Source organism: Vibrio sp. 10N.247.311.47 (assembly GCF_041467535.1).
GTDB classification, from domain to species: domain Bacteria; phylum Pseudomonadota; class Gammaproteobacteria; order Enterobacterales; family Vibrionaceae; genus Vibrio; species Vibrio crassostreae_C.
Genome location: NZ_JBFSUR010000018.1, coordinates 37,582 through 54,309, shown reverse-complemented (window position 1 = coordinate 54,309; position 16,728 = coordinate 37,582). Strand labels below are relative to the sequence as shown.

The window sequence follows — 16,728 nt, the reverse complement described above, 5'->3', positions numbered from 1 at the left end:
GACTGTACATCTAACTTACAGCGTTAAATTATTGTCTTCTATCATTTTTTGTAAAATTTGTGCTTCTAATGCACTACTACTGTCACCTTGATACAGATCGTCGTACGTGACATCAGCTAGCAAGATGTTTTGTTGAACGTCTTCGTCACCATTAGGTTTAATAGAAATGGTCACACCTTCACCAGATTCTTCTAAATCTAGATATTGTGTTGCCCCTAGCCCTGTATTAAGCCCTAGGCTTCCCAAAATACCCGAGAGGTCAATTGCATCAGTGTCTGGAGACGCATCAAAATCTTGAATCACATCGTAGCTTGGTGCTTCTGCACTCCCTAAGCCTGAAGATGCGAACACAAAATTGTCAGAGCCTGTACCGCCAATCAACAGATCGTTATCATCTGTCGCGGTAATCGTAGAATCCCCTTCAGCGACAAACTCAATCGATACGGTTTGGGGTAACCCGACCGCTTGGTTATTGCCTATCTCTGCAGACGGCTCTATCGTTAGGTCAAATTGATCACCACTGTTGTAGCCCCCGGTAATCGCTAGGTTAGGCACATCTGCCAAGTCCACCACATATTGACCATAGAGCCGTGTGAGAACGTCAAACCTGCGGGAATATCATGAATTGTAATGAAGCCCACTTCTGAATCAGCAGGGTTTACAAGAGAAAGATCTAAACCAAGAGGAATCGTGCCACTTGCTTCTGCCACGATCGAAGAATATTCAACGCTCAATAACGGTGCATCAGGCTCTGGTGTGATAATAAGCGTCATGTCTTGCGAGCTCGGGTCACCCGTGTCGACCACTAACTCACCGAGTACCGTATTTTGATCAACCGTTCGGCCGGTAATCGTAATATCGAGGTTACCAAACGCATCGCCTGCAAAGAATTCGAGCTCATCAACAGAACTTGCTTTAACGAGGATCGTCGCCTGTATGATGCCACCAACACTGGTGAAAGAACTGGTTTCTGATCCAATTCGAATTCGGTCTAACCCAACTAACCCTGAAGGGTCCGAAGTTCCATTCACTGTTACCGTAATTGCTAAAAACTCATCACTGTTAGTTTCAAAGCTATTGGCATCAAGAGGAATCACGATGCCATCATCTTCACTTCCAGTGAGCTGTTCAGGTAAATCGAAGAACTCAACTTTGTCACCTATAGGGTTAACACCTACAGTAAATTCAGATTGTGTATAACGGATATCCGTCGTACCAATTTCTTGAGTAATCGCCTCTAGAGACAGATTAATGTCACCACTAAAGTCTCTTGGTGGCAGAATGACTAGATTAGATAACTGACTTGGATCTAACTGCCACTCATAGGTAGGGTTTCCATCGAAGGTACCGCCATCAGCACCATTGTTTGGAACCAACTCATAGTTGTCTCCGATTTTAATCGCGACAACTGCGCCTTCAGGAACTCCCTTCAACGAAAGCGACATGTTTTCAGAACCATCTTGGTCAATCAGCTCTGCGCTAAGTGATGACAACGAAATGTAATTATCTTCATCTCCGATAATATCCTCTGTTATCAAGTTCGCCGCATCAGCGACTGGCTCAACAGTAATAGTCACGACCGTCGTTTTATCTTGCGTATCCGTTTCTGTCACGCAATCCGCTTCATCGGTAATATTTGCTGTCACAGTGAGGGTAATTTCACCACTGTAATGCTCAGGTGGCGTAACTAACACATCACTCAAGCGGCTAGGATCCGTTACCGTCCAAGTACCATTGCCATTATCAACTAACAAGCCAGTATCAGCAGGACTCTCCGATAGTGTTACACCATTTGATACTGTGATGGTCAGAGAGTTAACTGTCTCCTTGCCAGTAGCACTATTGCCTTCACCCGTGATTAACTGACCGTCTTCAACGCTATCTCCAAGAACAAGCTCAAGATTAAGATCCGTGGCGATGTCTTCTTGAATCGTTGTCGAATCCGTGGCAACGGTGATGTCATCCACAACAGGCAAGACTTGAATACTAATAGTTTGAGCTGTCGTTACAGTCTCACCATTACACGGCGAGGTTTCAATCGTCTCTATCGTGAAATCAATACACCCAGCGAAGTCTTCGTCCAATCCAGTTAACGTCAATTTCGAGAGGCCATCGGCAGTGATTGAATAACCGACGATCTCACCAGAAGCATCGTATTCAGCAATCACACCATCACCGGAGATCTCAACGCCTTCAGGAAGTGAATCGGCAGGAATATAGAAAGAGATTTCATTGTCTGGATCACTGCCAACATCGGTGTTTAGCAAGCCAGTGAGATCAATATCTTCCCCTTCAGGTGTTTTAATTTCGCCATCGGGTTGAATCGGGCTTGGTGGGCCAACAGGGTCACAAGAACCGCCACCGCCGTCATGACCAGTAATTTGCAGCGGGAAAGTCGCATCAATATATCTCGCATCATCACCATCAATCACACGAGCACGAACCACAATATCCAGTACCGGAGTATCACTTGGGCTGGAAATCGTCGCATTATCTAAAATGTACGCTGCGAGTTCTTGGAAAGAGTCACTCGTTAACCCATCCGCAGATATGATCCAATTCCCAGAGCTATCTTGAGCGGCACCATTAGGGTGCTCAACAATCAACGAATAGCCGTCGGGAATCTCGATCAAAATATAATCGAGGTACTCTGACCCATCGATATCCGCGTCGACGAACGTCACGGCGTTAGAGATATCAACAGGCGAGCCGTCTGTACTCTGTAACAGCTCTGTAGAGCCTTCTAATCGAGTATCTAGCTCGACACGAGCATCTACAGTCACGCTAATAGAACCAGTAATATCTTTAATATCCGTTGCACCAGTTGGAGAGGTATCCGCGACTTCATAGGTGATAGGAATTGAGAATGTTCCGCTTAAATCTTCTGTCGCTGTAACAGAAAGCCTGCCGCTGCTTAGAAGATCCGAAAGCGTTGGCGTTGTTGAGTCCAGTAGAGTATCCAAATCTAAGCCTGAAGCTGGGACCTGAATAACACTCCCATCAAAATAAAGAGTGAGATCTGCAGGTAGGCTATCAATGACATATCCCGTCAAGGATTCGCTGCCATCAATATCCTGATTCACTGAAGGTTCAAGGTTCAGGCCGATTTGACTGTCTTCGATGCCTTGAGTACTGACCACTTGACCGTCTTCTTGATCAACGACCGGCGCTAGCTCTACTTTAAGTGTCATAGGAAACTCGCCCGAATCACCATCGGGCTCAGTTGAGATAGCAATAACGGTGAGTTCTAATTCACCACTAAAATCAAGAACTGGCTTGAGATACAGATCATCCAGTTGAGCGTTAGAGACTTGGAATACGGGCCCTGTCACATCATCAACATACGCAATCGTCAGCGATACTGGTTCACCCAACGCATCCACCAGCAAAGTGCCTTCAGGAATGTTAGTAAGCAGTATGTTGATCTCTTCTGAAGCATCGTCATCCGTCGTTTGTATGAGGAAGTCGAGCTGTATTAACCCATCTTCATTCAAGACCGATTGGTTGCTGATGACTTTACTGTCACTGTCGTATTGCCAATGACCATTACCACCGTCTACCGCGATAGGTTCATCCACAACACCTTTCAAAAAGATATTGATGGTTTTTGTATCACTTGACGCTTGCCCATTGATAGGAATAAGTGAATCGATCGTCGACTCAGTCGCTATTGCTGTTACGTCTATTGACAGATCTTCAGTAAAGGAACTGATGTCTTCTTTAGGCTGAATATAAGCAACACCATTGGCGATAGCTTCGGCAGTGACTGAATAGGAATTATTGCCTATCTTTGCGGTACCATCACCTTCAACAGACCAGCCATCTTGAACTTGGATAATATAACTTAACGATTCAGAACCATCGGTGTCCGCCAAAGCGCCTTCAATAACGTCTTTGAGGTAAATAGCTTCATCCTCTAGTCCCTTGTAGTCTTTAACAGACACATGAGGAGTATCAGCATCAGGTGAAATATCGACAGTAACGGTATGTACAATACTTGCCGTTTTATCATCTGGGTCAGCGAATGAATTGCCAGACTCTGTTGCAACCGCAGTAATCTCAAACTCAAAGCGACCCGCTAGGTTGTCTTCAGCCCTGATTTCCATTTTATCAATCTGAGCCTGTGTGTAAGATTTCCCTTCTTTGACTGCGTTGCCATTTAACGTCAAATTCAAGCCGTCAGGAATCCCACTAATCTGGTAGCTCAATGTTTCTGACGTATCTTGATCCACCAGCTGAGCTGTTATGTCCAAACTGACTGGGTCTGAGTCATCTTCTACTGAATGATAGGAGAATACGGAAGCCGACCAATCCGGTGCATCAGCCACCGGTAAAACAGACACTGCAACATCAGCCGTCAGTTCTTTAGGATCCGTATCAGTGCTAATGATTGCGTTGATCGCTAGGATAACCGTTGAGGTGGTATTGGATTCATGAAGTGCTGGTCGATAAGTCAACTGGCCATTCGGGCCGGTAAACTGACTATCAATCGCTGCCAATTGACTTCCAGACAAGGTGACCTTGCCGTCTACAACTTGAAGCAACACCCCATCAAGGTACAAGCTACCACCGTTTAGCGATGCTTCTGAGAACTCGATAGCAGTAACGGTTTCGCTTTGGTCGACATCGCCGGTTGCCACACTTACAACGATAATCGCGTCATTGTCTTCTGTGGTTTCAGAATCTTCATAACGAATAAAACCTTCGTTATCATCCAGAATAAGCTCAGCAGTACTCGTGACCTCATCACCATCGGCATCGCGAACCAAATAATCAATGTCATCGATTAATCGAGGATCGGTAGGGTCAGTTGATACATTGGCATTAGTAGTCAGTTGGTAGCTGCCATCAGAGTTAAGCGTAAACTGACCGTAGACGCTATTATCAAAATCATTAATGAGATCAATCTCGATTGACGTAATTACATCGGTAAAAGTGTAGGTATCACCGCGATAGTCAAAACTAACAATGACGGCGCCATCCGCACCAGCAAATTCTTCTGTTAAGAACTGTCCGCTGAGATTATCGCCTTCCACCATTTCAATGGAACCAGAACGAGAAGTTGGCACTGCATCCGTAACATTAACAACATAAATAGCCGGATCAGAACTATCACCATCGGCATCAGTAACGACCAATTCAAAATTCACAGCAAGATTATTTTCACCATCACCCGTAGCATGATCAAGCGGCGCATATAGATTGAACTCTGTTGTGCCATCGTTGTTAAAACGAATTCGGAAGATATCGTTACCCGACGTATCTTGAGCGTAATACCAACCATCGGCATTCACTGCCTGCAATGAAATGGCTTGCCCACCACTGGTATAAGCTAATGCGTCAAAAGCATCGGTATTAACTGAAACTGATGCGATATCGTCCGAGCCTTGGATAATAGCGATCGATGGGCTTGGTTCTTCAGTCCCAGTTTGTTCGTTGTCACCAATGAGTCCATCTTCATCGACAGATATGCTGCCTACAATCGAGAATGCAGGATCCTTACCATCGTATATTTTAATGTCTGATTTTTGGGTGGAACGCGAACCATCTGAATCAATAACGACAACCGTGGCCGGTATGCTCAATTCGGTATCTTTTAACCCAGCACCATGATCAATAGAGCGATATAAATCAATCTCAACGGCAACGGTACCTGAGATATTAGCTTCTAAGAAATAATCAGATGGCAGACGAATCTGCATAATGACATCGCCATTACTTAATATCGCATCGAAACTGCCGTCACCATTGTCTCTCCAAGTTAAAGCTTCACCATTATGAGTAACGGCTTCCCCATCACCATCTAAAACCGCCTGACCGTTTGTCACATCAATACCAAGATAAACGATAGGATCATGCGATGCCGTGATATCCAAATTTACCACTGCGCTTTGTTTTACACTATCTGGTGTCGTATTGGCGATAGGGGTTTCAGATAGTTCAACAGTTCCACTTCCAATAAACGGTTCACCACCGTCAGTAATAGAGATGTTAAGGTCTAGTTTGGTTTCATCATTATCTGAATCGCGAGCAGTAACGGTAAAAGGAAGAGAATCCGTACCATTGGTTTGATCTAAGCCTTTATAAAGAGTGAAGACATAATCCACACTGCTGTCTACATCACCGGATGCGGGCGCGGCAAAACTCACAGTAAAGGCAACATCGCCACCCACTACTGGTCCGGCGTAGCCAGTCAATAATGTTCCATCCTCAGAAACAGTGTAATAAATCTGTTCACCGCCGCTGAAGAGCTGAGGTTGATCTGCTAGATCAAAGAACACACTGTCTAAGTAATCACTGCCAATCCCAACACTGAAGGTTCCGGTGCTACTGACTTCACCGATAGGATCATTGCTTAGATCCGACTCGTTGACTGAAGCATTTGAATCAAGAACCAAACTCGGATCATTACCGTCCTCTACCACCCATGATATTTGACCGTTTTCTAAAGCAGTGCCATCAGTATCTGTACCAATAATATTCAACGGAATCGTGAGTAAATCACTGGTAAGAACATGATCGAGTGGGTGTTCAATCACAAACACAATATCAGCAAGTACATTATTCCCGTCGACCGTTGTCGTCATTGAAAACGAGAACACATCATCGTCACCTTGCTTAGCTGTAATAGTACGACCGTCAGCGCTGAGGGTGTAAGAAAGTGCCGTAGAATCGCCCCCCGAAGTGATACCTAATGCTTCTAGTTGCGCGACGGTCTCTGAGCTAAATTGTATAGAATCGGGGTCTGGGTTATCCGAACCACCTAATATCGTAAATTGAGCATTGATGGTTTGCGAACCAGAGGTCACGTCGACTTCCGTCACCGTTTTCGAATCATCCAATATCTGTCCTGCCGCACCATCAGTGATATCAATGGTCGCCGTTGCAGAACCAAAATCACCACTAGAGTCAGCGGCAACGTAATTGAAGGTAACGGTATGTTCTTGGTTATGATCTAGATTTCGATTTGCTTCAAAGGTCCACTGTCCATTGGCAAATACGGTCAATACCCCATCCCCGGTATTAAACACCGCAGGAGTTGCACCTGAAATGTCTTTACTGATTCCCCCTACTTCGACGCTACTAATCGTCAGTGCGGTATCAAGGTCAATGTCATTACTGAGAACGTTGCCTGACGATGTTTCACCTTCAACCATCGAGTAAGACTCGCCGAACAGCAAAGGTTCAGAATCTAGAATCGTGATCGGTAATTCGCCTAAAACGAGCTCAGTGGTTCCATCATCATCAATCTGAAGACCTTCGATAATGATCGCCGTTTGAAGTAACTCTTCACCAGCCTGTTGGTCAACCGCTTGGTAGAAAGTGATTTCAACGGTATCTCCAACAATCTTAGCTTCGAAAACCAGTGTTCCATCGGTTCGTGTTGCTTTGAGCACTTGGCCGTCAGACTCTAATGCAATAGCGATAGATTGACCTTGAGACGTCACTCCCTCGGCAGAGACTTGGTTTGCACTAAAAGCGAACTCGTCAGCAAACTGAATATTGATGTCAGCGACTTGGGTTTGATCTCCAAAGATACCAACCGTACTTTCAGAAAATGAGACTGAATCTGGCAGTATAATACTTGGCATGTCATCACTGACTTCATTACCAATCGAGTTAACAACTCTCGCATCGATAATCCACTCAGTAGATGGGTCTAAGCTAGAGACATCAATATTCTCAACTAGCCAGCCACCGGACGCATCAACTACACCTTCAAAAGTCAGCGTTTGCGTACCATCATTGATTTCTATGTAGACAGGTAAACCTTCGGAAACATCGGTCGTACCCTGCATGGTGGTTAAATCACCACTACGAAAATCTAAGATGTTGAAACCAGATAAGGTATCAATATCGATAACAGGTTGGACGGTATCAATTTTTCCTGTCGAGTCTGTGCCCGTTGTTTCATTACCTGCAATATCAACGGTAACTGCTTCTACGGTAATGTTGCCATCCGCAAATGCAGACAGATCGACATCATCGATGCTCCAAGCCCCTGCAACAACTACGGTTTGTAACGTGATAGACTGATTATTGCTATCCGAAACTGTGACGGTAATAGGCTGTCCATTTTCTACATTTTGAACAACACCTTGTAGACGAACAGATTGAACCTCTTCAGTGTTGAGTATGTTGTCGGCATCATCGAATTTTGCTGTGATACTTGCCAGAGTATCCTTAACGATTATATCGCTAGAAGTAACAGTATTGCCCGCAACATCCGTAACGCTAGCCTCTACGGTTAAGATTCCTTCTGCAAACCCCGAATAGTCTTGACCTGTCAGCGTCCAATTTCCGCCAACTACTGTGGTCGTATAAACTTGGGAGACATTAAGGCTATCGGTAAGGGTAATAGTGATCGTTTGACCGTCTTCAACATCCTCAACCGTGCCAACCAAGGCACCATTAGTAATTTCGGCTAAGTTGTAATACTCATCACCAAAACCATCAAAATCGACACTGATATCCGCTAGCGTATCTTTGACGATGGTATCGCTAGAAGTTGCAGTATTACCCGCAATGTCCGTAACCGTAGCTTCTACTGTTAGCGTGCCTTCAGCGAAGGCTGAATAATCTTGACCAATGAGACTCCACTCGCCACCAGAAACTATCGCGGTATAACTTTCTGACTTACCATCAACATCGGTGATAGTGATTGAAACTTCTTGGCCATCTTCAACATTGGTCACCGTGCCAACTAATGCGCCATTACTGACCTCGGCAGAGTTGTAATACTCATCACCAAAACCATCAAAATCGACACTGATGTCCGCTAACGTATCTTTGACTATGGTATCGCTAGAAGTTGTCGTATTACCGGCAATGTCCGTAACGCTTGCTTCTACTGTTAGCGTACCTTCAGCGAAGGCAGAGTAATCTTGGCCAGTTAGAGTCCACTCGCCACCAGTCACTGTCGCGGTATAATTTTCTGACTTGCCATCAACATCGGTGATAGTGATTGAAACTTCTTGACCGTCTTCAACATTGGTCACCGTGCCGACCAGTGCGCCATTACTCACCTCGGCAGAGTTGTAATATTCATCACCAAAACCATCAAAATCGACACTGATGTCCGCTAACGTATCTTTAACGATGGTATCGCTAGAAGTAGCAGTATTGCCCGCAACGTCTGTAACACTTGCTTCTACTGTTAGCGTACCTTCAGCAAACCCCGAATAGTCCTGACCAATCAGAGTCCACTCGCCACCGGAAACTATCGCGGTATAATTTTCTGACTTGCCATCAACATCGGTGATAGTGATTGAAACTTCTTGGCCATCTTCAACATTGGTCACCGTGCCAACTAATGCGCCATTACCGACCTCGGCAGAGTTGTAATACTCATCACCAAAACCATCAAAATCCACGCTGATGTCCACCAGCGTGTCTTTGACTATTGTGTCACTGGAGGTCTCTGTATTGCCCGCAATGTCGGTAACCGTAGCTTCTACCGTTAAAGTGCCTTCAGCGAAGGCTGAATAATCTTGACCTGTGAGAGTCCATTCGCCACCAGTGACTGTCGCGGTATAATTTTCTGACTTGCCATCAACATCGGTGATAATGATGGAAACTTCCTGACCATCTTCAACATTGGTCACCGTGCCAACTAATGCGCCATTACTGACCTCGGCAGAGTTGTAATACTCATCACCAAAACCATCAAAATCCACACTGATGTCCGCCAACGTATCTTTGACGATGGTATCGCTAGAAGTAGCAATATTGCCTGCAACGTCCGTGACACTTGCTTCAACGGTTAAAATGCCTTCTGCAAAACCCGAATAGTCTTGGCCGACTAATGTCCATTCACCACCAGAAACTATCGCGGTATAATTTTCTGATTTGCCATCAACATCAGTGATAGTGATTGAAACTTCTTGACCATCTTCAACATTGGTCACCGTACCAACTAATGCGCCATTACTGACCTCGGCGGAGTTATAATACTCGTCACCAAAACCATCGAAATCCACACTGATGTCCGCCAACGTATCTTTGACAACTGTGTCACTGGAGGTCGCTGTATTGCCCGCAATGTCTGTAACCGTGGCTTCTACCGTTAAAGTGCCTTCAGCGAAGGCTGAATAATCTTGACTTGTGAGAGTCCATTCGCCACCAGTGACTGTCGCGGTATAATTTTCTGACTTGCCATCAACATCGGTGATGGTGATAGTAACTTCTTGACCATCTTCAACATTGGTAACCGTGCCGACCAATGCGCCATTACTGACCTCGGCAGAGTTGTAATACTCATCACCAAAACCATCAAAATCCACACTGATGTCCGCCAACGTATCTTTGACGATAGTATCGCTAGAAGTAGCAGTATTGCCTGCAACGTCCTTAACTGTAGCCTCTACAGTCAAGATACCTTCTGCAAAACCCGAATAGTCTTGGCCGACTAATGTCCATTCACCACCAGAAACTATCGCGGTATAATTTTCTGATTTACCATCAACATCAGTGATAGTGATTGAAGCTTCTTGGCCATCTTCAACATTGGTCACCGTGCCAACTAATGCGCCATTACTGACCTCGGCAGAGTTGTAATACTCATCACCAAAACCATCAAAATCCACACTGATGTCCGCCAACGTATCTTTGACGATGGTATCGCTAGAAGTGGCGGTATTGCCTGCAACGTCCGTAACGCTTGCTTCTACCGTTAGCGTACCTTCCGCAAAGGCTGAATAATCTTGACCAGTGAGAGTCCAAGTACCACCAGACACAACCGTGGAATAATCAACCGAGGTGCCAGCACTATCCGTAATAGTAATGAAAATGGTTTGCCCATCTTCAACATTTAGTACCGTTCCAACCAATGCGCCATTGCTCACTTCTGCTGAGTTGTAATACTCATCATCCGATGCAGAGAAATCGACGCCAATACTAACTAGTGTATCTTTGACGATGGTATCGCTAGATGTTGCTGTATTGCCCGCAACGTCCGTAACGCTTGCTTCAACCGTTAGCTCACCTTCAGCAAAACCTGAATAGTCTTGGCCAGTCAGAGTCCAAGTACCTCCAGACACAACCGTGGAATAATCAACCGATTTGCCACTAACATCGGTGATCGTAATGGATATAGTTTGACCATCTTCCACATTTGCCACAGTACCAACCAAGGCTCCATTAGAGACTTCAGCTTGGTTATAAAACTCATCATCAGAGGCAGAAAAATCAACACCAATGTTCACTAACGTGTCTTTGATAATTGTATCGGTAGAAGAAATAGTATTGCCTGCAACATCAGTCGTGCTAGCAACAACCGTCAACTCACCTTCGGCAAAGCCAGAATAATCTTGGTCTTTCAGGCTCCAAAAATTACCAGAAACAACTGTGGTATAGTCAACAGATAAACCATTGCTATCTGTAATCTTAATATCAATAGCTTGGCCGTCTTCGACATTGAAGATCGCTCCAATCAGAGCACCTTTGCCAACTTCATTTTCGTTATAATAGTTATCACCAAATCCATCAAATCGAACGAGAATCCGGTCAATCGTATCTTTTTCTATGGTATCCGTTGCTGTGGTAGGGTTTCCGGCAATATCTATGGTGCTTGCAACAACAGTGAGTTCACCTTCGGCGAAATTGGAATAATCTTGGTTTTCGAGCGTCCAGCTATTTCCTGAGACTACCGTTGAGTAACTCACAGATAAGCCGTTACTGTCTGTAATCGTTATTGAAATAGTCTGTCCATCTTCAACATTGACTACAGTACCAACTAATGCGCCATTCTCTACTTCAAACTTGTTATAAAACTCATCACCAAAGCCATCGAAGTCAACCTCAATGTTGGCTAATGTGTCTTTGATTGTGGAATCGTTAGCTGCAATGCTATTGCCAAAATCATCAGCAATGACAGCATCGACTTGAAGATCCCCCTCCTCCAATGAAGAGAGGTCGACGCCATTGACGACATACGTTTCATCGCTTGTGATGGCTGTGGTGGTTACTGTGTTTCCGTTAACATCAGTGATGGTCAGAACAACGGTACGCCCGTCTCGAACATCCACTGCCGTGCCCGTAATCGTGACACTTGGTACTTCAAACTGATTTTCGTAACCGTCTCCACCATCCAAAATATCAACGGTTAATAGTGCACTAGGTAACAGAATATCAAGGTTACCCTCATTCGAGGTTGTATCTTCGTCGGCATATTCTGCAGGACGCGTATCAAAACCCGCCTCAGCGAGCGTTTCATCTAAGGTGGAACGAACATAAGCAATAAAAGAGGCGCTGGAACTAGGTTGATCATTTACTGAGTTAGGCTGTTGAGGTGCGCTTTCAATGTTGTTGACGAGTTCGGTGACCACCTTTTCCAACTGTTGTTCAACTGCGGCGATTTGTGGTTCGGTTAGGGGCTGAGCCTCTTGTAAATTCTGAGGTTCAATGCTGACGACTTGCACGCCTTCAACTTTTGGCTGCGTAGCAGGTAATTGAAGCCAAGTCCCATCAGGGAATACTTGCCACACAACACCACCAACTTCGATATATAAAATAGGATCCATCCTAAACCTCTTCCTTACAAAAACGCTGACCTTGAGAACATCAATTTACTCAATAAAAAGCCGGAGAAATCAGCACACTCTCTTTAGTTAATACTAGCAAACAACAAACCATTAACAGTTAATTAATTATCACTAATACGCTGTAAAGTAAACCGATAGGCTGTGACTTGCATTCAGTTATATCTATCATCACAAAATACATTCAATGAATGTGTCATAATGTTGAAATTACTGGTTAATTTTCAAGGAATGTCATGACTGCAACGAACTATCTCAACCAATTGAATCAAAAGTATCTTGCGACTCATAAAGCGAAAGAAGACTTCTTTTGGGATACATATATGGGGATCAGTGACGACCACGATGGTTCGACACTCGCGCAGACTCAGTGGACGGAATTTCTTAGCTCTGCCGAACAGATTACTGCTATCGAAACGCAACTCGCTGTTATCGATGAAATTCAAGATCCCCTCGAAAAAGAGAGTACACTGACAGGCTTGAATGGTTGGTTAGCGACCTTTAGATCTCACGCTATTGAGTCTGAACAGTCACAGAAGCTTAAAGCCGAACTCATAAAGTTTGAGGCTGAACTGTTTGAGAAAAAACAGAATCACGTGATGACTTACGTAAATGAAACAGGCGATGAAACAGAAGGGTCACTGCCCGTTTTAGGTTCAGCCGTTAGAAGTAATGGTAATGAACAAGTTAGGCTTTCTGCACATCAAGCACTATTAGATTTAGAGCAATGGCTGCTGGCTAACGGCTTTATTGAACTGATCAAAAAACGTAACCAATTTGCTCAATCACTGGGTTTTAAAACCTTCTTTGATTACTCGGTGGTAAAAACCGAACAGATGACGACAGAACAACTGTTTACGATTCTGGATGACTTCGAAGCACGCACGCGTGATAGCCATCAGCAAAGCCTAGCCAATTTGGCTGAGCAGAAAGGCGAGAATGCACTTCAAGCCCATAACTTTACCTACTCTTTTGCAGGTGACGTTATGAATGATCTTGATCCTTATGTTCCATTCTCAAAGTCACTTCGACGCTGGATCGAATCATTTGGTCGCCTAAACATCGAATACTCTCAAGCGACATTAAAATTGGATCTGCTTGATCGCAAAGGTAAGTACCCTAATGGCTTCTGCCATGGCCCTATCCCTTCTTTCTACGATCAAGACACTTGGGTTGCGGCTCAAGTTAACTTCACGAGCAACGCCAAGCCCGACCAAATCGGCAGCGGTTATGATGGTATCAACACGCTATTTCACGAGGGCGGCCACGCAGCGCATTTCGCCAACGTTAAGATGAACGCGCCTTGTTTCTCTCAAGAATTTGCACCAACCTCGATGGCTTATGCCGAAACTCAATCCATGTTCTGCGACAGCTTGTTGAATGACGCCGATTGGCTCAAACAATACGCGCTTAATGCAGATGGCCAAGCAGTACCTGACGAGTTAATCAAAGCAATCATCGATAACAAACAACCCTTCAGAGCCTATCAAGAACGCAGCATTTTAGTGGTTCCGTATTTCGAGCGAGCACTTTACGAATTGGCGGATGAAGATCTGACACCTGAAAAGATCACCGCTCTTGCTCGTAGCAGTGAGAAAACGATTCTTGGATTAGCTTGTAGCCCTCGCCCATTAATGGCGATCCCGCATCTATTGTCGGATGAAGCCTCTTGCGCATATCAAGGTTACCTGCTGGCTCATATGGCGGTGTATCAAACTCGTGCGTATTTCACCGATAAGTTTGGCTACCTAACGGATAACCCAGAGATCGGCCCTTTGTTAGCTAAGCACTATTGGCACCAAGGCAATAGCGTGAATCATAATGGGACAATCGAAAGCCTGACTGGGGAAGGTTTTAATGCAAAATACCTCGCTGACGAGTGCAACTTATTGCCAGAAGAAGCTTGGGCGATTGAGGAGCAAAAAATCAAACAGCTGTCGACAAGAGAACGTGCACCAGTCGCGGATTTGAATGCGAAGATATCGATCGTTGATGGTGCAACTGAATTAGCGAATAATGCAAAGTCGAATGACCAAATGTGTGATGATTTTGAGCACTTTATTATTGAGCAATACGGTCGATAGATTGAGTTTTAATGCTAATGAAAAAGGCAAAAATGAGTAGTGACATAACTCATTTTTGCCCCAAAGCTTGCTAGCAGACTTTCAATGAGAGTACTTATGTCTTGATTTTTCCTTAGCTAAGTTAATGATTCAGTGAAATTGGTAATTCTGTCACATACCTGTTTGTAGGTTCACACTGCCTTTTGATATAGGAGCTGATGATATGTTGAATGTTTCAACATTGCACACAGTACTTACATGAAAAATCCTGTATATTCAGTTAACTATGCAGCAGTACTTTGGATAAAGCTGTTATAAGCTTTGTCGGTTATTCTTGGTACGTTTTATTTATTGTTCATAGAAAGGTGATGTATGGGATTATTTTCAAATCTAATGAAAGATAAGTACTCGAGTAAGCAGTTTGTGCACAATGCTATACATGTATGTTCGCACTTGACGGAAATGTATAAAGATTCTCAGTTTCGCCCTTCTCCGAACAATCCTGAAACTGGAAAATTAGAGGATGTAGACTTGTTAGTCAGCATGTACCTCAACATAAATGAGATTGCTATCAAAGAAATGGTTGTTGGCGCGAACTCATACTTAAATCAAGCATTTCACTTTCACCATCAAGGCAATACGACATCTGCGTTAATCAATATATGTGATGCTATTATGAGTTTTGAGGGTTGGCAAAATCATGTAATACCCGAGGTCAATTTTGATGAGAAATACGATTTGTTGGTAGAACAGTTCTCCCAACTCATCAAAATAATTCATAAGGTTAATGCAAATAAAGCAGTATTTACCAAAGATTGAATCTCGCCTATAACAAGCGCTTCAATCTGACTGTATTACACTCGGCAATTTTAGTATAGAGTCCACTGCGCTTGGTTGATTCAGAGTGGCACACCTTACTTTGCCATACCTGTAGTTATTGGTTAACTGCTAATTTAGCAAAACCTGTAGCTCATTTGTGCCCCTTTTTCATTCAGAGTAAGTACTCATTCATAGTGTTAACGTTAGTTTTCCCTACCAAAAATTATCCGAACTTAGAAGATAATGAAATTAAACGTCACTCAACCTTCTAAGCTCACAATAAAGCCACCAACTTATTGATTGCAAACTGAACTGGCACATGAAAGACGGCATCATGTGAATATGAAAGGCGACCATTAGCCGCTTAAGTAGCATTAGGTTCACAGGAGAAAAATTTGGACGCAAGAACAACTTATAATCGACTGCCATACCGAAATGAAATTCCTGAGCAGGAGTTTTTGGGACGGATGTCAGCGCTGATACAAGATTTGTCTGAACTACTTTCGACCGAGTTGCTCAAAGGCGGTAAGGTCACCTCTCGAAATCCAGTAGAAAAATGTTTTGCTGAGATTTTGGAGTTTCACCGTAATCGAAATTACTATAATCGCGACTTTGAGTTAAAACGTTTGTTTACTCTTATGACAGACTTAAAGTCAATACGAGATAATTCTGAGCAGAATTTTTCTCAATTTAAGAAACAATTGAGAAATTGCAATCGAGTCAGCCAATATGTTGGTATACGGTTTGAAATTTCGCTAGCTAGTTTTTTTATCAGAAAAGGGGTGCCTTACAAAAACCGAGAATCTCCAGACTTTGAGTTTAATGTTGATGCAAATCAGAGAGCATATATTGAGACGACAAGTTGTCATATAGTTCAAGAAAAATCACAGAATCTATATTTAAAAGTTAATAGTGCTATTCGTACTAAGTCTAATAAGAAGTATGCAAACGACTCTACAATTTTGGTCATAGATGTCACTAATCTAGTCCACAATTCTGTGAAATTTCACCCCGAATTTAAAATTGAAAATCTGGCGGTAAATTGTCAATCTGAAATGGATAAATCATCGTATGGGGCATTCATTTTTCGCTGTACAGTCCCAAGCGAAAAAGATGGTTTGATCTATTCTGGTGGAGATTCTTATTGTAAAGGAATAGCTTCATCGAGTTTACTTAAGGTTTGGAGTTTGTTGGGCTATGAGGAAAGGGTTGCTCATGACGTAGAGCATGGTACGTACTTTTGCTCATAAACCATACAAGCATTTAAGGTTTCAAGATACTTTTACTAATCTGATAGCAACGGTTTA

The 16,728-nt window shown here is 43.7% G+C and carries 3 protein-coding genes and 1 pseudogene; 3 read left to right on the top strand and 1 reads right to left on the bottom strand.

Annotated features, from left to right (window positions below; genetic code table 11):
* Positions 1–15 precede the first annotated feature (15 nt).
* A pseudogene (locus AB6E51_RS13270) lies at positions 16–12,521 on the bottom strand (Ig-like domain-containing protein).
* Positions 12,522–12,775: 254 nt separating this feature from the next.
* Between AB6E51_RS13270 and AB6E51_RS13265 the strand changes: the two are divergent.
* From AB6E51_RS13265 to AB6E51_RS13255, 3 genes are all read left to right on the top strand, one after another.
* Positions 12,776–14,623, top strand: coding sequence for a M3 family metallopeptidase (locus AB6E51_RS13265; RefSeq protein WP_372058165.1), 1,848 nt, complete (start codon positions 12,776–12,778; stop codon positions 14,621–14,623).
* A gap of 351 nt (positions 14,624–14,974) precedes the next feature.
* Complete coding sequence (locus AB6E51_RS13260) at positions 14,975–15,421, top strand: hypothetical protein (RefSeq protein WP_372058166.1); 447 nt, start codon at positions 14,975–14,977, stop codon at positions 15,419–15,421.
* A gap of 395 nt (positions 15,422–15,816) precedes the next feature.
* The gene (locus AB6E51_RS13255) at positions 15,817–16,671 is read left to right on the top strand and encodes a hypothetical protein (protein ID WP_372058167.1); all 855 of its coding nucleotides are present in this window, start codon (positions 15,817–15,819) and stop codon (positions 16,669–16,671) included.
* Positions 16,672–16,728: the final 57 nt, after the last annotated feature.